A 24,781-nucleotide genomic window follows, 5' to 3' on the forward strand; every position below is an offset into this window, starting at 1 on the left:
GTAAAGTAATGAGTAAATTACATATCAAAAAAGGCGATATAGTATTTGTGAATACCGGAGAGGACAAAGGCAAGACAGGTCGTGTTTTACAAGTATTTGTAAAAGATAGCCGTGCTATTGTAGAAGGTATTAATATGGTATCAAAGCATACCAAGCCAAATGCGAAGAATCCGCAAGGAGGAGTTGAGAAGAAAGAAGCTCCCGTTCATATTTCTAACCTGAATGTGATCGATCCTAAATCAGGAAAACCGACACGTATCGGTCGTAAGTTGAATGATAAGGGTGCTTTAGTACGTTACGCTAAAAAATCAGGGGAGGAAATAAAGTAATGACTAATACAGCCAGTCTTAAAAAAGAATATCAGGATAGAATTGTTCCTGTTTTGACAAAAGAGTTTGGATATAAGTCAACGATGCAGGTTCCTGTATTGAAGAAGATTGTTATCAATCAAGGTTTGGGTATGGCTACAGCCGATAAGAAAATTATCGACGTGGCAATCACCGAACTTTCAAATATCACTGGACAAAAAGCGGTTGCCACCGTTTCTAAAAAGGATATTTCAAACTTCAAATTGCGTAAGAAAATGCCGATCGGTGTGATGGTAACATTGCGTCGCGAGCAGATGTATGAATTCCTGGAAAGACTTGTTCGCGTAGCTCTTCCTCGTATTCGTGACTTCAAGGGTATCGAAAGTAAACTGGACGGAAGAGGTAATTATACCCTCGGAATCCAGGAACAGATCATATTCCCTGAAATTAATATTGATAATATTACCAAAATATTAGGAATGAATATTACCTTTGTGACCTCTGCGAAAACAGATGAAGAAGGGTATGCTCTTCTGAGAGAATTTGGTTTGCCTTTTAAAAATGCAAAAAAAGACTAAATAGATATGGCAAAAGAATCAATGAAAGCCCGTGAGGTGAAGAGAGCAAAATTGGTTGCTAAGTACGCCGCTAAAAGAGCTCAGCTTAAGGCAGACGGTGACTACGAAGCTTTGCAGGCTTTACCTAAGAATGCTTCTCCTGTACGTTTGCACAACCGTTGCAAAATTACAGGTCGTCCGAAAGGCTATGTACGTCAGTTCGGTATTTCACGTATCCAATTCCGCGAAATGGCCTCTAACGGTTTAATCCCGGGCGTAAAGAAAGCAAGTTGGTGAGAAAGATTTTATTTATTTAAATATTGTCCCGGTAGACGGGATCAATTTAATTATTTTATATATGACAGATCCTATAGCAGATTATTTGACGCGATTGCGTAACGCGATCAAAGCGAAGCACAGAGTAGTAGAAGTGCCAGCGTCAAATTTAAAGAAAGAGATCACAAAGATCCTTTTCGACAAGGGCTACATCTTGAATTTCAAGTTTGTAGAAGACGGTCCTCAAGGTACAATTAAGATTGCCTTGAAGTATGACTTGGTAAATAAAGTAAATGCGATTAAGAAACTGGAAAGAGTTTCTACGCCTGGTTTACGTAAGTACACCGGTTACAAAGACATGCCGAGAGTATTGAATGGTTTGGGTATTGCTGTTGTTTCTACTTCTAAAGGTGTGATGACTGACAAAGAAGCCCGCGATCTGAAGATCGGCGGTGAAGTATTATGTTATGTTTATTAATTAGGAGGAAAGAAGAATGTCAAGAATAGGAAAATTACCCATTCAGGTACCGGCCGGTGTAACAGTTACCATTAAGGATAATGTAGTAAAGGTAAAAGGCCCGAAAGGAGAACTTTCTCAGGAAGTGAATCCGGATATCGCTATTAAATTAGAAGATGGTGTTATCGAAGTTTCTAGACCGACCGATGAACGTAATCATCGGGCATTACACGGTTTGTATCGTTCACTGATCAACAATATGGTGATCGGCGTATCTGAAGGATATCAAAAAGAACTGGAACTCGTAGGGGTTGGTTACCGTGTATCGAATGCAGGTCAGTTGTTGGATTTATCTTTAGGTTATACACACAACATTTATTTGATGTTGCCTCCTGAGATCAAAGTTGAGACTAAGAGCGAAAGAAATAAGAATCCTCTTATTATCCTGGAATCCGCTGATAAACAATTAATCGGACAAGTTTGTGCAAAGATTCGTTCATTCCGTAAACCTGAACCATACAAAGGAAAAGGTATCAAATTCGTGGGTGAAGTAATTCGCAGAAAGTCTGGTAAATCAGCTGGTAAGTAATCTACGTAAACTGAAATTAGCATGACAACGAAAGAATTAAGAAGACTTAAGATAAAGAAAGGCGTACGTGGTAAGATCTCAGGAACACCTGAGTGTCCACGCCTGACTGTGTTTAGAAGCAATAAGCAAATCTATGCACAGGTTATAGATGATACGACCGGTAGAACGTTAGCCGCTGCTTCTTCTTTGAAAATGGAAGAAAAGTTAGCTAAAAAGGAAATGGCTGCGAAAGTAGGACAACAAATTGCAAAGACAGCGCAGGAAGCGGGTGTGCAAGCAGTTGTTTTCGATCGTAACGGCTATTTGTATCATGGGAGAATTAAAGAATTAGCAGATGCAGCACGTAATGGTGGCCTTAAATTTTAATGCAGATGGTAAATAGAGTTAAATCAACCAACGACATAGAGTTGAAGGACAGATTGGTGGCTATCAACCGTGTTACGAAAGTAACTAAAGGGGGACGTACATTCAGTTTTGCTGCCATAGTCGTTGTAGGAAACGAAGACGGTATCATCGGTTGGGGCTTAGGCAAAGCCGGTGAAGTAACAGCAGCCATTGCAAAAGGTGTTGAAGCTGCTAAAAAGAACCTGATAAAGGTTCCTGTTCATAAAGGAACAATCCCTCACGAACAATTCGCTAAATTTGGCGGTGCACAGGTTTTCCTTAAACCAGCCAGTCACGGTACCGGAGTAAAAGCCGGGGGTGCGATGCGTGCCGTATTGGAAAGTGTGGGTGTAACTGACGTTTTGGCTAAATCAAAAGGATCTTCTAACCCTCACAACTTGGTGAAAGCGACTATCGTTGCACTGGGTGAGTTGAGAAGTCCTTTTATGGTTGCTCAGAACAGAGGTGTTTCTGTAGAAAAAGTGTTCAAAGGTTAATTGGGAGGAAAAATTATGGCAACTATTAAAGTGAAACAAGTTAAGAGTAGAATTAAATGCCCGAAAGACCAGAAAAGAACATTAGATGCACTGGGTCTGCGGAAGATGAATCGTGTAGTAGAACACGAAGCAACTCCTGCTATTTTGGGTATGGTGACAAAAGTGAAACATTTGGTTTCAATCGTAGAGTAATAATTGATTAAAACATATAAAGATATGAATTTATCAAATTTAAAACCGGCTGAAGGATCTACCCAAACCAGAAAAAGAATCGGACGTGGTCCGGGTTCTGGATTAGGAGGCACTTCAACAAGAGGTCATAAAGGACAAAAGTCTCGTTCCGGATATTCCAAAAAGATTGGTTTTGAAGGGGGACAGATGCCTATCCAGAGACGTTTGCCGAAGTTTGGTTTCAAGAATATTAACCGTGTAGAATATAAAGCGATAAATCTTTCCACCTTGCAACAATTGGTAGATGCGAAGCAGATGACCAAGATAAGTGTAAGCGATCTGATTGAAGCAGGCTTTATCTCTACCTCTCAGTTAGTTAAAATTCTTGGCAATGGTAGTCTGACTGCAAAGATAGATGTGGAAGCACATGCTTTCTCTAAAAGTGCAGAAGCTGCTATACAAGCCGTAGGTGGAACAGTTGTTAAACTCTAAGTCATGAGAGCAGTTGAAACAATAAAAAATATTTGGAAAATAGAGGATCTGAGAAATCGGATCCTCACCACTCTTTTGTTTGTGGTGATCTACCGTTTCGGTACATATGTAGTTATCCCTGGGGTTGATCCTCAGTCGTTGACTGCCTTGCAAGATCAGACAAGAGGTGGTTTGTTAGCCTTACTGGATATGTTTTCCGGAGGAGCATTTGCGAATGCTTCTATCTTTGCATTAGGGATTATGCCTTACATCTCTGCTTCTATCGTGATGCAGTTGTTGGCAATCGCTATTCCTTCTTTCCAAAAGATGCAAAGAGAAGGTGAGAGCGGCAGAAGAAAGATTAATCAGTGGACACGTTACCTGACAATTGCTATTCTTCTGTTCCAAGGACCTACTTATCTGGTGAACTTAAGCGTTCAACTACGATCGGTGGGTGCTGCTTTACCGGGCGGCATGTTCTTCAGTATTTATGCTACAATAATCTTGGCTGCAGGAAGTATGTTTGTCTTGTGGTTAGGAGAAAGAATCACAGATAAAGGTATTGGGAATGGTATTTCATTCATCATCCTTGTGGGTATTATTGCCCGCTTACCCCATTCTTTGTTCCAGGAATTTTATTCTCGTATAGCAGAAAAGGCCGGTGGGCTGATTATGTTCTTGGCTGAAATGGTATTCTTGTTGTTTGTGATTGCAGGAGCAATCCTGTTGGTACAAGGAACACGTAAAGTGCCCGTGCAATATGCAAAAAGAATTGTTGGAAACAAACAATATGGTGGAGCCAGACAGTATATCCCTTTAAAGGTGAATGCTGCCAATGTAATGCCTATTATTTTTGCACAAGCGATTATGTTTATCCCGATTTCTATTGTAGGTTTTTCTAATACGGGTGAAGTAAGTCCGATTTGGAGTGCCTTTATGGATAATACCGGATTTTGGTATAACTTCGTTTTTGCCGTACTGATTATCCTGTTTACCTATTTTTATACTGCCATTACAATTAATCCGACGCAGATGGCTGACGATTTGAAACGTAATAACGGATTTATTCCCGGTGTAAAACCAGGCAAAGCAACCAAAGATTATCTGGATGGTATAATGGACCGTATAACTCTTCCTGGCGCATTCTTCTTGGCTTTGGTGGCTATTATGCCTGCTTTCGCCAGAGTAGCCGGAGTAAGTATGGAATTTTCTCAATTCTTTGGAGGAACTTCTTTATTGATCTTGGTAGGGGTTGTGTTGGATACATTACAGCAAGTAGAAAGTCATTTGTTGATGCGTCACTATGACGGATTGTTGAAATCTGGAAGAATTAAGGGACGTACAGGTTCAGCTGCTGCTTATTAAACATATGATCTATCTAAAGACAGATGAAGAAATAGAGTTGATGCGGGAAGCCAATCAACTGGTAGGTAAGACGCTTGGCGAATTAGCAAAGCATATTGCCCCGGGAGTTTCTACGCTTCAACTGGATAAGATCGCAGAAGCGTTCATTCGGGATCATGGTGCGGTTCCTGCCTTTTTAGGCTATGGTGGTTTTCCGGGTTCATTATGTACTTCTATCAATGATGTGGTTGTGCATGGTATTCCTTCTGATAAAATAATTTTGAAAGAAGGAGATGTAATCTCGGTAGATTGCGGTACTACGTTGAATGGTTTCACGGGCGATTCGGCCTATACTTTCTGTGTAGGTGAAGTGGCTCCGGAAGTGAAAGAGTTATTGAAGACAACTAAAGAGTCTCTTTATCTCGGTATTCAACAAGCCGTAGAAGGAAAACGTATAGGGGATATTGCGTATGCTGTTCAGACTTATTGTGAATCCAAAGGATACTCTGTTGTCAGAGAACTGGTAGGACATGGTATTGGTCGGGAAATGCATGAAGAGCCGGAAGTCCCCAATTATGGCCGCCGCGGTTATGGTCCTTTATTACGCAACGGAATGTGCATATGCATAGAGCCGATGATTAATTTAGGACGTCGGAATGTAGTCATTGAAAAAGACGGGTGGACTGTACGGACGAAAGATAACAAATGTTCAGCTCATTTTGAACATTGTATCGCGATACGTCCCGAAGGCCCTCAGATTTTATCTTCATTTGATTATTTAGAGGAAGTATTAGGTAATAATGCAATATAATTTATGGCTAAACAAGCAGCAATAGAACAAGACGGAGTAATTGTAGAAGCGTTGTCAAACGCTATGTTTCGAGTTGAGTTGGAGAATGGACACGAAATTACCGCTCATATTTCAGGGAAGATGCGTATGCATTATATAAAAATCCTTCCCGGTGATAAGGTGAGAGTAGAGATGTCTCCATACGATTTGTCGAAAGGAAGAATTGCTTTTAGATACAAATAAAAATAAACAAGATATGAAAGTAAGAGCATCTTTAAAAAAGCGTACCGACGATTGTAAGATCGTAAGAAGAAAAGGTCGCTTATACGTGATTAACAAGAAAAACCCGAAGTTTAAACAACGTCAGGGATAATTTATTAATTTTGCAAATTAATTAGTAAGTAATATGGCTATAAGAATAGTAGGGGTAGACTTGCCACAAAATAAAAGAGGAGAAATAGCGTTGACATATATCTATGGTATAGGTCGTAGTGCTTCAAACTCTATCTTGGAAAAAGCGGGTGTTGATCGCGATATCAAAGTGAAAGACTGGACAGATGACCAGGCTGCAAAAGTGCGTGAAGTAATTGGCGCAGAATACAAAGTGGAAGGGGATCTTCGCTCTGAAGTACAATTGAACATCAAACGTTTGATGGATATCGGTTGTTACCGTGGAGTACGTCATCGTATTGGTCTGCCTTTGAGAGGACAGAGTACAAAAAACAATGCACGTACACGTAAGGGTAAAAAGAAAACAGTTGCAAACAAGAAAAAAGCTACTAAATAATAAGAGTTAATATGGCAAAGAAAACAGTCGCAGCAAAGAAGAGAGTAGTAAAGGTTGACGCTTATGGTCAAGCTCATATTCATTCTTCTTTTAACAATATTATTGTAACGCTTGCCAACAGCGAAGGTCAGGTAATCAGTTGGTCTTCTGCGGGTAAAATGGGATTCAGAAGTTCTAAAAAGAACACTCCTTATGCCGCTCAGATGGCAGCACAGGATTGCGCAAAAGTAGCGTTTGATCTTGGCTTGAGAAAAGTGAAAGTATACGTAAAAGGGCCGGGTAACGGACGTGAGTCTGCTATCAGAACCATTCATGGTGCAGGAATCGAAGTAACTGAAATTATTGACGTTACTCCGCTGCCACATAACGGTTGTCGTCCTCCGAAAAAGAGAAGAGTATAATTAACTATAAGTTTCTTTATTAATGAATCCCGGATTGTGAATAGATTGCATATTGACCTTATCCTCTCTGTAATCGCGGCTGCACGGTTCTTGATTCATACGGAACATTAAAACAATTAAAAAATGGCAAGATATACTGGACCAAAAACAAAAATTGCCCGTAAGTTTGGTGAACCTATCTTCGGACCGGACAAAGTACTTTCTAAAAAGAACTATCCTCCGGGACAACACGGTAATTCTCGTAAGAGAAAGACCTCTGAATATGGTATACAGCTGAAGGAAAAGCAAAAAGCAAAATACACTTATGGCGTATTAGAGAAGCAATTTAGAAACCTTTTCGAAAAAGCTTCCCGCTCTAAGGGTATTACCGGTGAGGTGCTTCTTCAATTATTAGAAGGACGCTTAGACAATGTAGTGTATCGTTTAGGTATTGCTCCTACACGTGCAGCTGCTCGTCAGTTGGTTTCTCACCGTCATATTACCGTAGATGGTAAAGTGGTAAACATTCCTTCTTATGCTGTGAAAGCCGGACAAGTAGTGGGTGTGAGAGAAAAATCTAAATCTTTGGAAGTTGTTTCTGAAGCCTTATCTGGTTTCAATCACAGCAAATATCCATGGATTGAATGGGATCAGGCTTCTATGACCGGGAAATTACTGCACTTGCCCGAAAGAGCCGACATTCCTGAAAACATCAAAGAGCAGTTGATCGTAGAATTGTATTCTAAATAATAATTGATTTCCATGGCGATATTAGCATTTCAAAAACCCGATAAAGTATTAATGTTGGAAGCGGACAACTTCTACGGAAAGTTTGAATTTCGTCCGTTAGAACCCGGTTACGGTATTACTATAGGTAATGCTTTGCGCCGTATTCTCCTATCATCTCTTGAAGGTTTTGCTATTACATCCATTAAGATCGAGGGGGTTGAACATGAGTTCGGTACCATCCCCGGTGTTATTGAAGATGTAACAAACATTATCCTGAACCTAAAACAAGTAAGGTTCAAACACATTGTAGATGACATTGAGAATGAAAAAGTAAGTATTACTGTTTCGGGCTCCGAAGTGTTCAAGGCCGGTGATATAGGTAAGCAACTGACAGGGTTTGAAGTCTTGAATCCTGACTTGGTTATTTGTCGTTTAGAACCGAATGTGAGTTTTCAAATTGAATTAACCATCAACAAAGGACGTGGTTACGTGCCTGCTGATGAAAACCGGGAACTTTTTGCCGATCTTCGTGTCATTGCGATCGACTCAATCTATACGCCGATCCGCAATGTGAAGTATGTAGTTGAAAACTTCCGTGTGGAGCAAAAGACAGACTACGAAAAGTTGGTTCTTGAAATTGAAACTGATGGTTCTATTCATCCGAAAGAAGCGTTGAAAGAAGCAGCGAAGATTCTGATACATCATTTTATGTTGTTCTCAGATGAAAAGATTGCTATCGAAACGGCCGATTCGGACGGAAACGAAGAGTTCGACGAAGAAGTACTCCATATGCGTCAGTTGTTAAAGAGCAAATTAGCCGATATGGATCTTTCTGTTCGTGCTTTGAATTGTTTGAAAGCAGCAGATGTTGAAACACTGGGTGAACTGGTGAAATTCAATAAGAACGATTTGTTGAAATTCCGTAATTTCGGTAAGAAATCGCTCACTGAGCTGGATGAATTGCTTGAGAGCCTGAACCTATCATTCGGTATGGATATCACAAAATATAAATTAGATAAAGAGTAAGTAAACGATGAGACATAATAAAAAATTCAACCACTTAGGTCGTACAAACACTCACCGTGCAGCGATGCTTTCCAATATGGCCTGTTCTTTGATTAAACACAAAAGAATCTTTACAACAACAGCCAAAGCAAAAGCTCTACGTAAGTTTGTTGAACCGATTATTACCAAGTCTAAAGAGGACACTACTCATTCCAGACGTATGGTATTTAGCAGTTTGCAAGATAAAAATACTGTAACAGAATTATTCAACGAGATTGCTCAGAAAGTGGGCGATCGTCCAGGTGGATACACCCGTATCATTAAAACTGGAAATCGTTTGGGTGACAATGCTGCTATGTGTTTTATCGAATTAGTTGATTTCAATGAGAATATGGCGAAAGAACCGAAGAAGGCTGCCGCTAAAACAAGACGTTCTCGTAAAAAATCAACAGAAGAGGCTCCTAAAGCTGCCGCTAAAGCAGTAGAAGAAGCAGCACCTGTAGTAGAAGAGGCACCAGTTGTAGAAGCTGCTGCTGAACCAACAGAAGAAAAAGCGGCTGAATAAATAAGCGCTTTCTATATAAAAAAACGACTGGTATGTTTTCATACCGGTCGTTTTTTATTTGTATCAACCTCTGCGCATAGGAAGTATCCGTCTGAGGTCGGTTTTTATTAAATGCCTACTTTTCATAAACAATAGTCTTTGGATTTAAATTGTTTCTTTATATTTGCAGTAGATCGGATGTGTCTTGGCTATTTCAACTAGATGTAAAGGCATGCGACTTTCGTTTTTACAATTCCAAAATCTTTTATGGTTACTGATTATTCTGTTTTATATATGTAGAACAATGCATGAGTTGTGTATATATATATGATCTTACAAGAAGATATTAACTACTAAAACCCACACACACATGAAGTAAGTTGATAAATGAGTAAGAAAAATGAGTATTAACAGTAAACCCAAGTACGATGAGTAAAAAGTACCTACTAATGATCGTGTTGCTATGCAGCATGGTAACTTTGTATGCCCAAATCCCAGGTCAATCCGTTTATACGGAAAAACCGAATGATCCCGAAGCATTTTATTCCCCTGTATCAGACGGAAAGCAGGATGTCAGTGATGCCCTGCAGCAAGCCATCAATGAGACCAGTAAAAAGTATAATTTCGGTATTGTTTTCATCCCGGAGGGAACCTACCGTATCTCCAAAACCATTTATGTGCCTCGGGCAATCCGCTTGATTGGTTACGGAAGCAAACGCCCCCTGATTGTATTGACTAAAAACGCCCCTGGTTTCCAGAACGAGGTGCCTGATGACAAAGGCAAAGCCGCTTATATGTTCTGGTTCACCAGTTCCCGCGTAGAACCGAGAGGTCCCATCCACGACGCAGGTGCCAGCACCTTCTATAGTGCCATGTCTAATATCAACCTGAAGATAGAAGATGGTAATCCGCATGCAGTCGCCCTGCGCACCCACTTCGCCCAACATAGTTTTGTCTCTCACCTGGATATTCATATAGGAAAAGGCAAAGCCGGCTTGTTTGAAGTGGGAAATGAAATGCATAACGTCCGTTTCTTTGGAGGAGAGTATGGCATTTATACCACGAAAACATCCCCCGGCTGGCAGATGATGGTTGTGGATACCTATTTTGAAAAACAACGCAAGGCCGCTATCCGTTCCCAGGAAGGTGGCATGGCTATTGTACGTCTGCAAGCCAAAAATGTACCGACGGTAGTCGATATTGAAGAAAACTATCTTGATAAATTGGTCATGGAAGATTGTTATTTCGAAAACGTCCAAGACCAGGCGATCCTTATCAGCAACGAGAACAATGCGGCGAATCAGATCAGTCTCCGCCATATCGTGTGTAAAAATGTACCTGTCATCGCCTATTACCGCCGCAGTAAGACCCAGACAAAAGGTGGAACCGCTCTTTACCAGATACAAAACTTCCGCCACGGTTTGCATATGGACAACCTGATGGCCCAGCCGGAGATGCGTACCGTTTCCGAATGGGAACCCCTGAAAACCCTTCCTGTTTTTGCGAAAAGCGATATTCCCGCTTTGCCGCCTATGTCCTCCTGGGTGAATATCCGCGATTTAGGAGCAAAAGGGGACGGGCAGACGGACGATACCCAGGTATTTATCGACGCCATTGACAAATACGAAACGATTTATGTACCGCAAGGATGGTACATTCTCTCCGAATCATTGGTGTTAAAACCTCACACCAACCTGATCGGATTAAACCCTATATCCACCCAGTTTATTTTGAAAGAAAGTACACCCGCCTTCAGTGGCTTTGGTGCGCCTAAACCATTGGTGGAAACACCGCAGAAAGGAACAAATATAATAAACGGTATCGGTCTCAATACCGGAGGGTATAACTACCGCGCTGTGGGGTGTAAATGGATGGCCGGAGAACATTCTTATATGAACGATGTGAAATTTGTCGGAGGCCATGGAAGCATGGCAAGACCTCGTCCGCAAGAAGAAGGTGCTCCGCAAAGATACCGTCAGGCGGGACGAATCAGTTCCCCCTCCAACCCGGTTGCCACCCAAGGCAAAGACCTCGCCTGGGATAACCAATATTGGAGCCTGTGGGTGACCAATGGCGGAGGCGGAACCTTTAAAGACATATGGACTGCTTCGACTTATGCAGCCAGTGGGTTGTATGTGAACAATACCTCTACGTCCGGTCGTATTTATGCCATGTCATTGGAGCACCATATGCGCAACGAAGCCACATTTAAAAACGTATCTAATTGGAAAGTCTATGCTTTTCAGTTGGAGGAAGAGAGCCGGGAAGGGCAGTTTTGTCAACCATTGGAGCTCGTCAACTGCTCGGATATGCTTTTTGCGAATCTGTATATGTTCCAGGTGATCCGTGTGAATACACCATTTTTCAGTTCTATCCGTACATGGGATTGTAAGGATATTGAATTTTTGAATGTACACAACTACGCACAAACAAAATATGCCGCCATTCTTCCTCTGTACGATATCAATAAAGAGATACAGGTGCGTCCCTGGGAAATCAATCGCCTGTATATAACCGGAAAAGAAATGCGGCGGGAAGCCTTGACGGGGCAGATTGGGAAAGTAGAACGCCTGGGCACCGGATTTGAGTTTGCCGAAGGAACCACGAGCGACAGCAAAGGCAATATTTATTTCTCTGAACAACGCCTGCGCCGTATTTACAAATGGTCGACAGAGACGCAATCTTTATCCCTTGTTGCCGATTTCCCCTGGGAACCGTTGTCTTTGGGTTGTGATACGGAAGATAATCTGTTGGTGATTGTCAAGTATGCTCCGCAGCCGGGCTATCTGGTAGACGGCAAACAAGAGACGGCTATGCACTACCCGGATACGCAGGGAACCTCTTTCGCCGGATGGGGAAATGCCGGTTTCGAAACGAAAGTATACGCTATCCATCCGGATAATCCGGAGGAGACATTCCGGGTATTAAATAAAGTGCCCATGGGATCTGTTGCTCCTGTCTACAAAGCCCTTTATCCCTCCAATAGGTGGCGCGATTTTCATGACTTTAATACAGTCGTTACTTTCAAACCGGCTGCTTGCTTTCTGGCGCCGGACGGGAAAACGATTATCCCCGACCAATACGACCTGGCTCGTGCCTCTTCGGTATTGGAAGCCTTCCCCGGCAAACCGTTCTATGCCTCGGATGAATACGACAAACGCATGGTTCGCATGGAGGTCGATACCGATGGAACCCTTTCCCGTATGCAATATTTCGTTGAAATGGGTGAGTTTGGATCGGCTGTGGATAAAGAGGGGCGTTTGTATGTGGCCGACGGGCAGGTATATATCTTCGACACAGACGGAAAAAGGGTAGGGGATATAGAAATACCGGAACGACCGCTTACCCTTCGTTGGGGTGAAAAAGATGGGCAAAGCCTGTTTATCAATTCCCATAAGTCGCTCTTCCGGGTGAAAATCAAATAAGTAAATAAAACCAGACAGTATGTATAAACCATTTAATACTAAATTTATGAGTAAGAAGTTAATCTATTCCTTGTTTTTTAGCGGTCTGTTATTGACTGCCAATGCACAAAATGCACCTTCGTTCGAGATCGAATCCTGGGTGACACAGCCTGATCGCTCGGCTTTGTTTGAAAAACAAACAGAGAAAATCCCTTTCACAACCCAGGGGCGTCGTGGGGGAGCTACCATCGTGATTGATGAACAACAAACGATGCAAAGTGTAGACGGTTTCGGTTTTGCCCTTACCGGAGGAAGTGCCGAGTTGATGATGTTGATGACTCCCGCAGCAAGAACCGCTTTGTTGCAGGATCTATTCTCCACGAAAGGAAATAATGCCGGTGTGAGTTATATTCGTCTGACGGTCGGCGCCTCCGATTTGAATAGTTATGTTTTCTCTTACAACGATTTGAAGCCAGGGCAGACGGATGTGAACCTGGATAAGTTCGATCTGGCTCAGGATAAAAAAGATGTTATCCCTGTGATGAAAGAAATTCTTTCCATCAATCCCGATATCCTGATCCTGGCTTCTCCCTGGTCGGCTCCTACCTGGATGAAAACAAACGATAAGGTGAAAGCCGGCTCTTTGAAACCGGCCTATTACGAGGTGTATGCCCGTTACTTTGTCAAGTACATACAGGCAATGCAAAACGAAGGGATTCGTATCGATGCCCTTACGATACAGAACGAACCTTTGAATGCAAACAATACCCCGAGCATGCGTATGACAGCGCAGGAGCAGGGTGAATTTATTAAAATGCACTTGGGTCCTGAGCTGGAGAAGGCGGGCTTGAAAACCAAGATTGTTTTGTTTGATCACAACCTGGACCGCCCGGATTATCCGTTGACCGTGTTGAATGATCCCGATGCAGCCCGTTATGTAGACGGCTCCGGTTTTCACCATTATGGAGGGGATATGAGTGCCATGACGGTGGTGCATAATGCTTTCCCGGATAAACACCTGTATTTCACCGAACAAATGATCGTGGAACGTCCGGGTAGCCCCCATATTGCCATCGCAGCGCAAGTCAAACGAATGATCGTGGATGTGACCCGCAATTGGAGCCGCAACGTTATCCTTTGGAATTTTGCTGCCGACCCGCTGAACGACCCACATACCGACGATGGCGGCTGCTCCATGTGTCAGGGAGCGGTGACTATCGATGGCGATAAGGTGACAAAGAACCTGGCGTATTATGTCATAGCCCATGCTTCGAAGTTTATCCGTCCGGGTTCGGTTCGTATCGGTTCAACAAATGCAGGCGATATGTCTGTCAGCCTGACTACGGACGAGGAACGCCGGGAAGTAGTACGCGTTGCTACCCATGCCAGTAACGATGTCTTGCCGAATGTGATGTTTAAAACGCCGGAAGGCAAATATGTATTGGTGGTTACCAATACGAGTTGGCATACCTCCTTCTTTCGTATTCAGTTCAGAGGCCAATATGCCAATGTCAGACTGAATCCGGGTGCGGTAGGTACTTATGTGTGGTAATGTATGTAGGGGGATAAGATAACGATGAACGATTAGTGATTAACGATTAATTATTAGTGTTTAGTGATAAGTGTTTAGTGATGAGTGTTTAGTGTTTAGTGTTTAGTGATGAGTGGATTGAAGATCGTTAGGCGAAACGTGAAAAATTATAATTAACAATTTATAATTAACAATTAAAAAGAGATGTTGCCCGTACCGGCAACATCTCTTTTTTTATGGGGTTATTTTACTGTTGATAGCTGTCGTCAGTACTGTCGATAGCTATCAACAGTACTGTCGACAATTATCAACAGTACTGTCGACGATCGTCGACAGTAAAATTATCCCTGCATAGAACTGCATTTTTCTTCAAATTGGTTGAGAATGGATTTATAACAGAATGGTGTTTGGGGGTGATGGGAAAGTGTTGGGGTGATGGGAAAGTGTTGGGGTGATAGGAAAGTGTAGGGGGTAACAGGAAAGTATATCGAATGACAGGACGGTTTTGGAGTGATAGAAAAGGTTTTGGAGTGATAGGTAAGGTATCTCGGCTCCTCTTCTTGGAGAAGAAGAGGGGGACCGCCGGCGTAGCCGGGGGTGGAGCAGTTTGATGTGTTTTGATGTATTATTGTATTGAATATCAAATAGATATGTAATAATGGAATAGCTGTAAATAGTTACTCAAAAATAGGTATATACATTTATAAAGAATTCAAACTGCTCCACCACTGCAAGCAGCGGTCCCCNAAGAGGAGCCAAGATAGTGCCAGTCACTAATAATTAATTGTTAATTATAAATTGTAAATTATAATCTTTCACGCTTCACTAATCACTAAACATTCATCACTAAATACTTATCACTAAACACTAAACACTTATCACCAAACACTCATCACTAATAATTAATCGTTAATCACTAATCGTTCATCGTTAGTATTCCATCCTTCATTTTGCTTTCCGCTTCGCGAAACTTTTTTGATTGCTTTCCGCTTCGCGAAGCGATCATTGATTCCATACCCCTTAAAGCGTACTTTTAAAACAATTGATTGACGTATTCAAGCAATTGAGCAGGGTATTTCAGGGGAGCTTCTATGTGTTTGCCTTCGTATAACCAGAAACTTTTAGGGCAGGAGGCTCTTTCGTATACTTCACGTGCACCAGCAATTGGTATTACATCCTCTTCGGAATGGATCACCAATAGTTTGGTGTCTTTTAATTCTTGTATATCTTCTTTGGCTGCATATGGGGAAGTAACGTATTGCCGGACATATTCACGTGCTTCGACAGGGGAGGTGGCAACGGCTATATCGGTAAAGGAGGCCATCATCCCGTCCAGGATTAAGGCGGATATCTTATCCTGGTTGTTTTTAGTCAGATGGGTGGCTACCTGTGTGCCGATGGATGCACCATATACCCACAGGGGAGTTTGGGATATATCCTTTCGGAGGATTAACAGATCGAATAGTTGTTGAGCATCGGCGGCTATACATAGATGGGTCGGTTTGCCGGTGGATTTGCCGTATCCTCTGTAATCCATCAGGCAAATGCGGAACCCGTCTTCCACCAAAGGTTTTACGTGGTTGATCCATTGGGAGGCATTGGCCCCATTGCCATGAAAATAAAGGATGGTTGCTTTTACCTCTTTATCCGGTTCTAACAGGATGGAATGAATGGTGTCTGCATCTGCGGTAAAGAGGATTTCTTCGTAGGTCAGGGATTCTATCGGTGCCCATTGTTTATTCGGATGGTAGAACTTCTCATCCCATTGCCCTTTTACACTCTGAATAAATAAAATAGAAACTAAAACAAAAATAATCTTTTTCATAACTCTATTAATTTGTGTTGATTTGTATGCAAATATAGAGTCGTATGACAGGGTGAAAAAATAAATGGGACAGACAGCTGCAAATGTGACAAATGACTGAAAATTAACCGTTCGTCACAGTTTTTGTGACGAAATGCAAGCCTTTAAAGAACCATTCGCAATAGTTCGGCAATGACTTCAGGGTCATAACCCATTTCTTGCGCTTTCAGAAAATCCGTCTTGGCAGCTTCTTTTTCGTACAAGGCTAATTTTACTTTTCCGCGCAGGATATGCAGGCTGGCTGTCGGTGTGCTTTCTACGAATATCTTATTGATATCGGCCATTGCCCGGGCATTTTTGCCCATCAGGAAATAAAGGTCGGCGCGTCCCTCGTATAAGTTCCAGTTGCGAGGGAATTTACTGATCAGGTAATTGTATATGATTTCACTTTCGTCGTAATTGCCCCGCATCTTTTCGAGGAGGGCAAATCCGAGTCTGCCCCGGACGGTTTTGTCGTTCAGTTCGAGTAGTTTGTCAAAATCGTTTTCCGCAGCGAGGAAGTTTTTCACTTGCAGGAAAAGCAATCCCCTGTTATATAAAGCCTCCTGGTTCTCTGTTTCGAGCATCAAGAGGGTGGTGTAATCCTGTATGGCTTTTTCTGTTTCTCCCATTTCGGCATAGAGGGAGGCACGATTGTCTAAAAGCATAATACTGTTGGGCAAGCGGCTGAGAGCCGAATTATAAGAGACGAGCGCTTCATCATACTTCCCTTGCCGACGCAAGACGGTGCCCAGGTTGGTCAATAAAGCGAAGTTGTTCGGGTTGGCCGGCTCCAGGCGCATGGCGGCACGTATGCTTTCTTCGGCCGCTTGCAGGTCGTCCTTCTCCAGGAAGTCGTAACTTTTTTCGATCCACTCGGTATAGGTCTGGCTATATCCTGTGAAAGAAAGGAAGGAGAAAAAGGCGAGGCATATGAAAAATCTCATGGGGTCAGTTATTAATAATCAATACTAGTCATTATTTGTTCGGCAAAGCTATAAAAAAACAGAAAGCCTTGCAGGTATTTAGGACAGTATAACATTTAGAAATTCAATTTGGCACTTCCTGCAGAGATAATATTCCGTATCTTTAGCCGTTAATATTCTATTGGGTAAGAATGAAAAGAGGATATGAATAGCATATATGATTCCCGGCAGCGCCTGAAATTTGTATTTATTATTGTTGCAATGGCTATTGCGGCGGCTTCGTTGGTGGCATCGGATATATTGGTGAAGAACCTGGCTAAAGAAGAGCGCCAGAAGATGGAGCTTTGGGCCGAAGCGATGAAAATCCTTATAAATTCCCAGGAAAAGATAGAGGATGCCCCTATGCAGGATATGACTTTGGTGTTGAAGATTGTAGAAGAAAACACGACCATTCCTCTGATTCAGGTAGATGAGAATGATTCTATTCTCAGTGTACGTAATTTGGGTTATGAAATTCCGGTGGAGATAAGTGAGAATGATTCTATCACTACGTATAATTACCAGGACAATGTAGGTCGGGGGCAGCAGGAAAATGAACGCAAGAGGCTTGAAAAGCTAAAAGCCAAAAGAGCGCCTATTGTGATCGATCTGGGAGATACCCGGGAATATCTTTATTACGATGATTCCATCATATTGAAACGACTCAATATATATCCTTATGTACAATTGACCATCCTGTTTGTTTTTGTGTTTGTCTCTTTTCTGGCTTTAGCCAGTACGAAAAAGGCGGAACAAAACAAGGTATGGGTCGGTCTGTCTAAAGAGACGGCTCATCAGTTGGGTACTCCTATATCTTCCTTGATAGCCTGGGTGGAGTATCTGAAAACCAAAGAGATCGATCCGGCTTTGTTGAATGAAATGAATAAAGATGTCGTGCGGTTGGAAACAATAGCCGATCGTTTTTCGAAGATAGGTTCTAATCCGGAGCCGATCCCGGTCAATATCAATCATTCCATCCTGTCGGCATTGGATTATATGCATACCCGTATCTCTTCCAAGGTGAAAATACATACGATCTTGCCGGATACCCCTACCTTGGTGCAAATGAATGATGCCCTTTTCGCCTGGGTGGTGGAGAACCTGGTGAAGAATGCCGTGGATGCTATGGATGGGCAAGGGGATATTACGTTTAAAGTAGAAGAAGTGAAGAACAAAGTGCGTATAGATGTGTCCGATACAGGCAAAGGCATTGCTAAGTCTAAATTTAAAACCGTATTCAGTCCCGGTTATACTACCAAAGCCCGGGGCTGGGGGTTGGGGCTTTCTTTGGTTAAACGTATTATCGAGTCTTATCATAAAGGACATATATTTGTGAAAAGTTCGGAGGCCGGAAAGGGCACAACCTTCCGTATCGAATTGAAAAAATACGGACATTGATGGCTTTGGATGCGGAATTATCGGTGGTTGACTGCAAAATATCTTATTATATGTTGTATTTGTGTTTAGTTTTTTCATACCTTTGCAAGGTTTTTACAATAAAAAGGCTTTGGGTAAGTTTGATGCATACAAAATAGATCTGAAAAATCTCGCCCCGGGAGTGCATACTTTTGAGTATCAGCTGGGTAATGATTTTTTTGTGGCTATCGATGGAGATGAAGTGCAAAAAGGCAAGGTGAAAGTGATTGCTACTGTCAAACGCACATCCGTTGCATTTGAGATGGATTTCCAGCTTCAGGGAACGGTAGTCGTTCCTTGTGACAGATGTCTGGACGACATGGAATTATCCATAGACACCCCCAATAGGCTGGTTGTCAAATTAGGCAAAGAGTATGCCGAAGAAAGTGACGAAGTGGTCGTTGTTCCGGAAACCGAAGGGGCTATTAACCTGGCTTGGTTTCTTTATGAATTTATCGCTTTGTCTGTTCCTATGAAGCATGTACATGCTCCCGGGAAATGTAATAAGACCATGTCATCGAAACTGAAAAAGCATGCTTCACGTACGGCGGATGATTCAGAAGATGAATATGAAGAAGATGCATCGGAGGATGATATTTCAATGGATGAAGGAAGTGCAACTGCTTCCGATCCTCGTTGGGATGCATTGAAAGGATTAATAGAGAATAATAATAATTAAATAAATAATAAAATGGCACATCCTAAAAGAAGACAAGGAAAATCAAGAACAGCTAAGAGAAGAACCCATGATAAAGCTGTAACTCCGACAATGGCTATATGCCCTAATTGTGGAGCATGGCATATTTATCACACCGTTTGTGGTGAATGTGGTTATTACAGAGGGAAATTGGCAATCGAAAAAGAAGCAGCTGTGTAATCACCGGCTTCTTTTTAGGTAAAAGGTAAAAGAAATAGCCCTAAAAGTCCCTTTTAGGGCTACTTTTTTTAAGAATGAACTTGTATAGATTGACAAGTAAAACATGTATAAGATGATAAATGCGGTTATAACAGGAATTGGTGGATATGTTCCGGAAGATGTGATCACAAACGATGACCTTACGAGATTGGTAGAGACGTCTGATGAGTGGATTACAACGCGTGTCGGTATCAAAGAACGCCGGGTGCTGAAAGGCGAAGGACAAGGTTTGTCTGTGATGGCTATTCAGGCAGTCAACCAATTACTTGAAAAGACAGGTGTGAATCCTGAGGAGATAGAAGTGATATTATGTGCAACGACTACTCCTGATTTTGGTTTTCCGACAACAGCTTCTATTGTTGCCCATGAAACCAAATGTACCCGTGCCATGACTTTCGATATGCAGGGTGCTTGTTCCGGTTTTTTATATGGCCTGGAAACAGGAGCGAATTATATTCGCTCGGGACGATATAAGAAGATCATTGTTGTTGCAGGAGATAAAATGACCTCCATAACAGATTATACCGATCGAAATACTGCGCCTTTATTTGGTGATGGCTGTGCGGCTGTTTTACTGGAGCCGACAACGGAAGCCTTAGGAGTGATGGACACTCTTTTGCGCACGGATGGCACAGGAATGCCTTATTTGAATATGAAGGGGGGCGGTTCGGCTTATCCGGCAAGCCATGAGACGGTTGATAAACATATGCATTATGTGTATCAGGATGGAAAATATGTATTCAAACATGCTGTCATGTATATGGCGGATGCTTCTGTCGAAATCGTGGAACGCAATCATTTGAACAAAGAAGATATAGATTGGATTGTACCTCATCAGGCGAATTTGCGTATCATTGATGCAACAGCCAAACGATTGGGTGTAGAAGATAAAGTAATGATCAATATCTATAAATACGGAAATACCAGTGCCGGTACGATACCTCTTTGTTTATGGGAGTATGAAGATCAATTGAAAAAAGGAGATACATTGATTCTTACCGCTTTTGGTGCAGGATTTACCTGGGGAGCAATGTACCTTAAATGGGGATATGACGGAAAAAAAGCATAAATCAGGATTTGTAAATATCGTTGGTAATCCCAATGTAGGTAAGTCTACATTGATGAACCGACTGGTAGGGGAGCGTATCTCTATCATCACGTCGAAGGCGCAGACCACGCGTCACCGGATCATGGGGATCGTGAATACCGACGATATGCAAATCGTATACTCGGATACACCGGGGATCCTGCAGCCTAATTATAAGTTGCAGGAGTCTATGCTGCATTTCTCCCAGTCGGCATTGGGCGATGCCGATGTTCTTTTGTATGTGACCGATGTAGTGGAAACAATCGATAAGAACGAATCTTTTCTGGAACGGGTGAAAAAGGTGGGTTGTCCTATCTTGTTATTGATCAATAAAATAGATCAATCCAATCAGGGAATGTTGGAAAATTTGGTAGCCCATTGGAAAGAGATCTTACCGCAGGCGGAGATAATTCCGATTTCGGCTCTTTCTAATTTTAATATAGACTATGTCAGACAACGCGTGGAGGACTTGATGCCGGAGTCGCCGCCTTACTTTGAGAAAGATGCGTTGACAGATAAACCGGCTCGTTTCTTTGTGACAGAGATCATCCGTGAGAAAATACTTCTCTATTATCAAAAGGAAATACCTTATTCGGTAGAAGTCATAGTAGAGATGTTTAAAGAAGAAGAAGAGCTTATCCGTATCAAAGCATTGATCGTGGTAGAGCGTGATTCGCAGAAAGGAATCATTATCGGGCATAAAGGACAGGCATTGAAGAAGGTAGGGGCGATGGCACGTAAAGACATTGAACGTTTCTTTGAAAAGAAAGTCTTTCTGGAAATGTTTGTGAAAGTAGAAAAGGACTGGCGTAACCGCGATAATATGTTGCGTGGATTCGGATACCAGCTGGATTAATTCCTATGGGCAATGGTGCTTGGTTATCATAGTCCTGTTCTTCATATAGAATTAATAGTAATCATTTAATTGTCAATTGTCAATTGTCAATTGTCAATTTACGTAATACGAGGTAACGAGTATGAGTATAGTAGCAATTGTTGGTCGGCCTAATGTCGGAAAATCAACCCTTTTTAATCGTTTAACCGGGACTCGCCAAGCGATCGTGAACGAAGAGGCGGGTACCACCCGTGATCGTCAATACGGCAAGGTAGAGTGGGGCGGAAAAGAATTTTCCCTTATCGACACAGGAGGATGGGTGGTGAACTCAGAGGATGTGTTCGAAGAAGAAATCAATAAACAGGTGCAGATTGCCATCGAAGAGGCTGATGTGATTCTCTTTGTCGTAGATGTACTGAATGGCATTACGGATTTGGACCTGGAAGTCGCCGCTATCTTGCGTCGGGCAAAGAAGCCGATTATTGTAGTGGCCAATAAGGCAGATACCTTTGACCGTCATCCCTATGCTGCGGAATTCTATTCCTTTGGATTGGGGGATCCTTTTTGTATATCTGCGATTAACGGCTCTTCAACAGGTGACCTGCTTGATAAAGTCGTGGAGATAATGCCGGCTGAAAAGCAAGAGGTGTTTGATGAAGAATTGCCTCGTTTGGCAATTATCGGACGACCCAATGCGGGGAAGTCATCGCTTATCAATGCCTTTATCGGAGAAGAACGCCATATAGTAACGGATATTGCCGGAACGACGCGGGATTCTATTTATACCAAATATAATAAATTCGGATTGAATTTTTACCTGGTAGATACTGCCGGTATCCGTAAGAAAGGAAAGGTGAATGAGGATCTGGAATACTATTCAGTGATCCGTTCTATCCGGGCTATTGAGAATTCGGATGTATGTGTGTTGATGTTGGATGGAACCCGGGGGATTGAAAGCCAGGATTTGAATATTTTCTCTTTGGTGCAGAAGAACCGCAAAGGTTTGGTTGTCTGTGTGAATAAGTGGGACCTGGTAGAAGATAAGAGCCAGAAAGCCATCGATCATTATATCAATTCGATTCGGGAACGGTTTGCTCCTTTTACGGATTTCCCGATTCTCTTTATTTCTGCGTTAACCAAACAACGTATACTGAAAGTGTTGGAGGTTGCCAAAGAGGTGCATGAGAACCGTAAGAAACGGGTGCCTACGGCTAAATTGAATGAACTCATGTTGCCGCTTATTGAAAGTTATCCCCCTCCGGCATGGAAAGGGAAATATATTAAGATTAAGTATGTTACTCAGTTGCCTGCTGGGGCTGTGCCTTCTTTTGTTTTCTTTTGTAACCTGCCTCAGTGGATCAAGGATCCTTATAAGCGTTTTCTTGAAAACAAATTGCGGGAGAACTGGGATTTTACAGGTACTCCGATTAATATTTATGTACGCGAGAAGTAATCGTATACATACAGAGATATACAAAAAAAGGCTGGTTCATTGCGAATCAGCCTTTTTTGTAATCGGATATTGTCCAATTAGAAGGCGTTCAATATCTTCCTGCCTTCGTTTATCATTTCACCGGCATTCTCTTTGGTGAGGTTTTCAGGTACGAATTTAGCTACTGTATTGTTTAGTTTCTGCAATTTGTTTTTTTGGTTTTTTGCTGTGAACTCTTCGCGTAAGAGACGGATTTTCTCACAATCCTGTAAACCTTCTATCATCCGCTCCATACGGATGCTGCTGCGTGCTCCCGGATAAACGAGATAACAGTCGCCGGCAGCCCAGGTGCGGAAGCGGGAATCGCGCAAAGGATCGATTGTCCAACTATTGTATGCCCAACGAAGGTATCCGTCGTAATTGCCCGCCATCGCATGCCAGAATGTCCAGGAACCTTCTGCCGGAGGAGAGAAGGTAAACACATTGGGCAGAGGTTCGCTGCAACAGGTGTATACTGTGCTTTTCTTTCCTGCTTTTTCCCGGGCTTCTTTTACTTCTTCCGGGAAATTGTGTCCATAGGCGAGACAGAGGTCGTATATCTCAGGTTCAATTTCCGGATAGAAATGTCCCTGGGTGGATATTTTGAAGTCTTTGTCCGCTTCACGGATTACCTTGATGGCTTCTTTCATGGCCTCAGGGCCTCTCTCATCCATAGAGATTGTTGTTTTCTCGAACCAACCTTTTTGTTTCAAATGCTGGGCAAAATCTTTCAGGAAGGTACCCCAGTATTCCGCATACAACGCATCTCCTGGTTTGGTCTCTACATACAATACACGGTTGGTGGCCTGATCGATATAGTCGAAGCTTAAGGCCCAAGGGATCATGGTGAAACAATTGATTTGTTGGTCAATGCCTACCTCGTCCATCATAAATTCAATCCATTTGTCAAAGACGGTATAGTCATATGCCCAACTCCCGTCTATTTTTTTGATTTTCCCTACCATGCTGTCAAAGTGATCCTCCGTTTGTCCGGCCCAGGGTTTATGCATGATGCTGGCCGTTATAACCTTCTGCCCGGCATTGGCCAATATTTTCATGACCGGAAGCATGGCGTCCAAATGAGCGCGACTCCACAAAGGAACCTGGTAATAGCGAGCAACGGCATATGGGTTTTGCCATAAGTCAAGGTGGAATTTCCAGTCTTTGGGAGCAGGTAAGCTGCGGTTCAAGACTTCCACTTCAAAGGAAAGATCCATCGAAGTGAAGTTTGCCCCAGAGACAGTCAGTGTGCCTTTGTATTTGCCTGCTTTGACATCCTGTGGCACCCAGATGTTTAACCAGATAGGTTGAGTGGAACAGGCCTTTATGTCGCGGATTTTGATGATGTCTAATCCATCGGCTACAAGTGATGAATCCCAGTCGGCTTTAATTTCTCTGTGGCCACATCCCGTTTTTCCGTTTTTACTTAGTTCATCGGTCATGACATAACGAACAAAATTAGCCGTAGCTGTCGAGGCGGGTATAACTGAGGATCCGTTTTTCAGATCGCTGACGGAGAGGGTGGCTCCTGTCAGGTCTGTCGTAGTCCACAGGACCGCTTGTGCGTTTACACGCTCTCCTTTCCAGGCTTTAGTCTGCCAACGGGTGGCTTTCTGTACTGTCGGAATACTTAATTTGGCATAGCGGATGTCCGTACTTCCCCAACTGAGTTGTGTCGGGAGCGTTTGTTTTTTCCAGACATCTTCACTGTCATACGGTTTGGTGTCCGTTAATTCGGTGTAATCTCCCAAAGGAAATTTCTCCGTTTGCCCCACAACTATCATATTGAATGTCAGGAAAGCAGAAAGAATAAGAGACTTTTTCATGTACTTTATGCTAATAGGTTAATAAATGAATGGTAAAGATAAGAGGATTCTTTGATTAATTATAAATTGTAAATTGTAAATTGTTAATTATAATCTTCCACGCTTCACTCATCGTTCATCACTAATCACTAACCACTAACCATTAATCGTTAATCATTGATCATTGGCCAAATTAAGAAATCCACGCCTTATATTAGG

General features: G+C 42.4%; 29 protein-coding genes. 26 read left to right on the forward strand and 3 right to left on the reverse strand.

Annotated elements, in window-relative coordinates:
* The first annotated feature begins 8 nt into the window (after positions 1-8).
* From rplX to D0T51_RS09700, 20 genes are all read left to right on the forward strand, one after another.
* Positions 9-329: a 50S ribosomal protein L24 gene (gene rplX / locus D0T51_RS09605; RefSeq protein ID WP_163728522.1), complete on the forward strand. Its 321-nt coding sequence runs from the start codon at positions 9-11 to the stop codon at positions 327-329.
* Positions 329-886: a 50S ribosomal protein L5 gene (gene rplE / locus D0T51_RS09610; protein ID WP_163728525.1), complete on the forward strand. Its 558-nt coding sequence runs from the start codon at positions 329-331 to the stop codon at positions 884-886. Before rplX ends, rplE begins: the two co-directional genes overlap by 1 nt.
* A 6-nt stretch (positions 887-892) precedes the next feature.
* Positions 893-1,162, forward strand: coding sequence for a 30S ribosomal protein S14 (gene rpsN, locus D0T51_RS09615; RefSeq protein WP_163728528.1), 270 nt, complete (start codon positions 893-895; stop codon positions 1,160-1,162).
* A gap of 61 nt (positions 1,163-1,223) precedes the next feature.
* Complete coding sequence (gene rpsH / locus D0T51_RS09620; protein WP_163728533.1) at positions 1,224-1,619, forward strand: 30S ribosomal protein S8; 396 nt, start codon at positions 1,224-1,226, stop codon at positions 1,617-1,619.
* A 16-nt stretch (positions 1,620-1,635) separates the two neighbouring features.
* Positions 1,636-2,187 (forward strand): 50S ribosomal protein L6, encoded by a 552-nt coding sequence (rplF, locus tag D0T51_RS09625; RefSeq protein ID WP_163728535.1) that lies wholly within the window; start codon positions 1,636-1,638, stop codon positions 2,185-2,187.
* Between the two features lie 21 nt (positions 2,188-2,208).
* Positions 2,209-2,553: a 50S ribosomal protein L18 gene (gene rplR, locus D0T51_RS09630; RefSeq protein ID WP_163728537.1), complete on the forward strand. Its 345-nt coding sequence runs from the start codon at positions 2,209-2,211 to the stop codon at positions 2,551-2,553.
* Positions 2,553-3,068, forward strand: coding sequence for a 30S ribosomal protein S5 (gene rpsE / locus D0T51_RS09635; RefSeq protein ID WP_163728541.1), 516 nt, complete (start codon positions 2,553-2,555; stop codon positions 3,066-3,068). The genes rplR and rpsE overlap by 1 nt, the downstream gene beginning before the upstream one ends.
* A gap of 15 nt (positions 3,069-3,083) precedes the next feature.
* Positions 3,084-3,260: a 50S ribosomal protein L30 gene (gene rpmD, locus D0T51_RS09640; RefSeq protein ID WP_163728544.1), complete on the forward strand. Its 177-nt coding sequence runs from the start codon at positions 3,084-3,086 to the stop codon at positions 3,258-3,260.
* 24 nt (positions 3,261-3,284) lie between these two features.
* Positions 3,285-3,731, forward strand: coding sequence for a 50S ribosomal protein L15 (rplO, locus tag D0T51_RS09645; protein WP_163728548.1), 447 nt, complete (start codon positions 3,285-3,287; stop codon positions 3,729-3,731).
* 3 nt (positions 3,732-3,734) lie between these two features.
* Positions 3,735-5,075 carry a preprotein translocase subunit SecY gene (secY, locus tag D0T51_RS09650; RefSeq protein ID WP_163728551.1) on the forward strand — a complete coding sequence of 447 codons (1,341 nt, stop codon included), beginning with the start codon at positions 3,735-3,737 and terminating at the stop codon, positions 5,073-5,075.
* A gap of 4 nt (positions 5,076-5,079) precedes the next feature.
* Complete coding sequence (gene map / locus D0T51_RS09655; RefSeq protein WP_163728553.1) at positions 5,080-5,865, forward strand: type I methionyl aminopeptidase; 786 nt, start codon at positions 5,080-5,082, stop codon at positions 5,863-5,865.
* A 3-nt stretch (positions 5,866-5,868) separates the two neighbouring features.
* Complete coding sequence (infA, locus tag D0T51_RS09660) at positions 5,869-6,087, forward strand: translation initiation factor IF-1 (protein ID WP_009318521.1); 219 nt, start codon at positions 5,869-5,871, stop codon at positions 6,085-6,087.
* A 13-nt stretch (positions 6,088-6,100) separates the two neighbouring features.
* A complete protein-coding gene (gene ykgO, locus D0T51_RS09665; protein WP_082206710.1) occupies positions 6,101-6,217 on the forward strand; it encodes a type B 50S ribosomal protein L36 in 117 nt (38 codons plus the stop codon).
* 33 nt (positions 6,218-6,250) lie between these two features.
* Entirely contained in the window at positions 6,251-6,631 is a 381-nt protein-coding gene (gene rpsM / locus D0T51_RS09670) for a 30S ribosomal protein S13 (RefSeq protein WP_163728556.1), read from the forward strand.
* An 11-nt stretch (positions 6,632-6,642) separates the two neighbouring features.
* Complete coding sequence (gene rpsK / locus D0T51_RS09675) at positions 6,643-7,032, forward strand: 30S ribosomal protein S11 (protein ID WP_163728558.1); 390 nt, start codon at positions 6,643-6,645, stop codon at positions 7,030-7,032.
* 123 nt (positions 7,033-7,155) lie between these two features.
* Entirely contained in the window at positions 7,156-7,761 is a 606-nt protein-coding gene (gene rpsD / locus D0T51_RS09680) for a 30S ribosomal protein S4 (protein ID WP_163728601.1), read from the forward strand.
* A gap of 12 nt (positions 7,762-7,773) precedes the next feature.
* Entirely contained in the window at positions 7,774-8,766 is a 993-nt protein-coding gene (locus D0T51_RS09685) for a DNA-directed RNA polymerase subunit alpha (protein ID WP_163728605.1), read from the forward strand.
* Between the two features lie 7 nt (positions 8,767-8,773).
* The gene (gene rplQ / locus D0T51_RS09690) at positions 8,774-9,310 is read left to right on the forward strand and encodes a 50S ribosomal protein L17 (protein WP_163728608.1); all 537 of its coding nucleotides are present in this window, start codon (positions 8,774-8,776) and stop codon (positions 9,308-9,310) included.
* Between the two features lie 407 nt (positions 9,311-9,717).
* Positions 9,718-12,714: a glycosyl hydrolase family 28-related protein gene (locus tag D0T51_RS09695; protein ID WP_163728610.1), complete on the forward strand. Its 2,997-nt coding sequence runs from the start codon at positions 9,718-9,720 to the stop codon at positions 12,712-12,714.
* A 46-nt stretch (positions 12,715-12,760) separates the two neighbouring features.
* Positions 12,761-14,245 carry a glycoside hydrolase family 30 beta sandwich domain-containing protein gene (locus D0T51_RS09700; protein ID WP_163728615.1) on the forward strand — a complete coding sequence of 495 codons (1,485 nt, stop codon included), beginning with the start codon at positions 12,761-12,763 and terminating at the stop codon, positions 14,243-14,245.
* Between the two features lie 1,012 nt (positions 14,246-15,257).
* Here the strand turns inward: D0T51_RS09700 and D0T51_RS09705 are convergent.
* On the reverse strand, positions 15,258-16,049 hold the full coding sequence (locus D0T51_RS09705) for an alpha/beta hydrolase (protein ID WP_163728618.1): 792 nt from the start codon (positions 16,047-16,049) through the stop codon (positions 15,258-15,260).
* Positions 16,050-16,192: 143 nt separating this feature from the next.
* Positions 16,193-17,014, reverse strand: a complete 822-nt coding sequence (locus D0T51_RS09710) for a lipopolysaccharide assembly protein LapB (protein WP_163728621.1) — start codon at positions 17,012-17,014, stop codon at positions 16,193-16,195.
* 183 nt (positions 17,015-17,197) lie between these two features.
* On the opposite strand from D0T51_RS09710, the gene D0T51_RS09715 reads away from it, so the two are divergent.
* The 6 genes from D0T51_RS09715 (at position 17,198) to der (ending at position 22,739) form a co-directional block, all read left to right on the forward strand.
* Positions 17,198-18,430: a HAMP domain-containing sensor histidine kinase gene (locus D0T51_RS09715; protein WP_163728625.1), complete on the forward strand. Its 1,233-nt coding sequence runs from the start codon at positions 17,198-17,200 to the stop codon at positions 18,428-18,430.
* Positions 18,431-18,539: 109 nt separating this feature from the next.
* Positions 18,540-19,127 carry a DUF177 domain-containing protein gene (locus tag D0T51_RS09720; protein WP_163728648.1) on the forward strand — a complete coding sequence of 196 codons (588 nt, stop codon included), beginning with the start codon at positions 18,540-18,542 and terminating at the stop codon, positions 19,125-19,127.
* A 12-nt stretch (positions 19,128-19,139) separates the two neighbouring features.
* Positions 19,140-19,325 (forward strand): 50S ribosomal protein L32, encoded by a 186-nt coding sequence (gene rpmF / locus D0T51_RS09725; RefSeq protein WP_163728628.1) that lies wholly within the window; start codon positions 19,140-19,142, stop codon positions 19,323-19,325.
* 112 nt (positions 19,326-19,437) lie between these two features.
* Complete coding sequence (locus D0T51_RS09730) at positions 19,438-20,433, forward strand: beta-ketoacyl-ACP synthase III (protein ID WP_163728651.1); 996 nt, start codon at positions 19,438-19,440, stop codon at positions 20,431-20,433.
* The gene (gene era / locus D0T51_RS09735; RefSeq protein ID WP_163728631.1) at positions 20,414-21,307 is read left to right on the forward strand and encodes a GTPase Era; all 894 of its coding nucleotides are present in this window, start codon (positions 20,414-20,416) and stop codon (positions 21,305-21,307) included. The genes D0T51_RS09730 and era overlap by 20 nt, the downstream gene beginning before the upstream one ends.
* A 121-nt stretch (positions 21,308-21,428) precedes the next feature.
* A complete protein-coding gene (gene der, locus D0T51_RS09740; RefSeq protein ID WP_163728634.1) occupies positions 21,429-22,739 on the forward strand; it encodes a ribosome biogenesis GTPase Der in 1,311 nt (436 codons plus the stop codon).
* A 77-nt stretch (positions 22,740-22,816) separates the two neighbouring features.
* On the opposite strand, the gene D0T51_RS09745 is transcribed toward der, so the two are convergent.
* Complete coding sequence (locus D0T51_RS09745; RefSeq protein WP_163728637.1) at positions 22,817-24,583, reverse strand: DUF4091 domain-containing protein; 1,767 nt, start codon at positions 24,581-24,583, stop codon at positions 22,817-22,819.
* Between the last annotated feature and the right edge of the window lie 198 nt (positions 24,584-24,781).

Source organism: Parabacteroides sp. 52 (assembly GCF_010500925.1).
GTDB lineage: Bacteria > Bacteroidota > Bacteroidia > Bacteroidales > Tannerellaceae > QVMG01.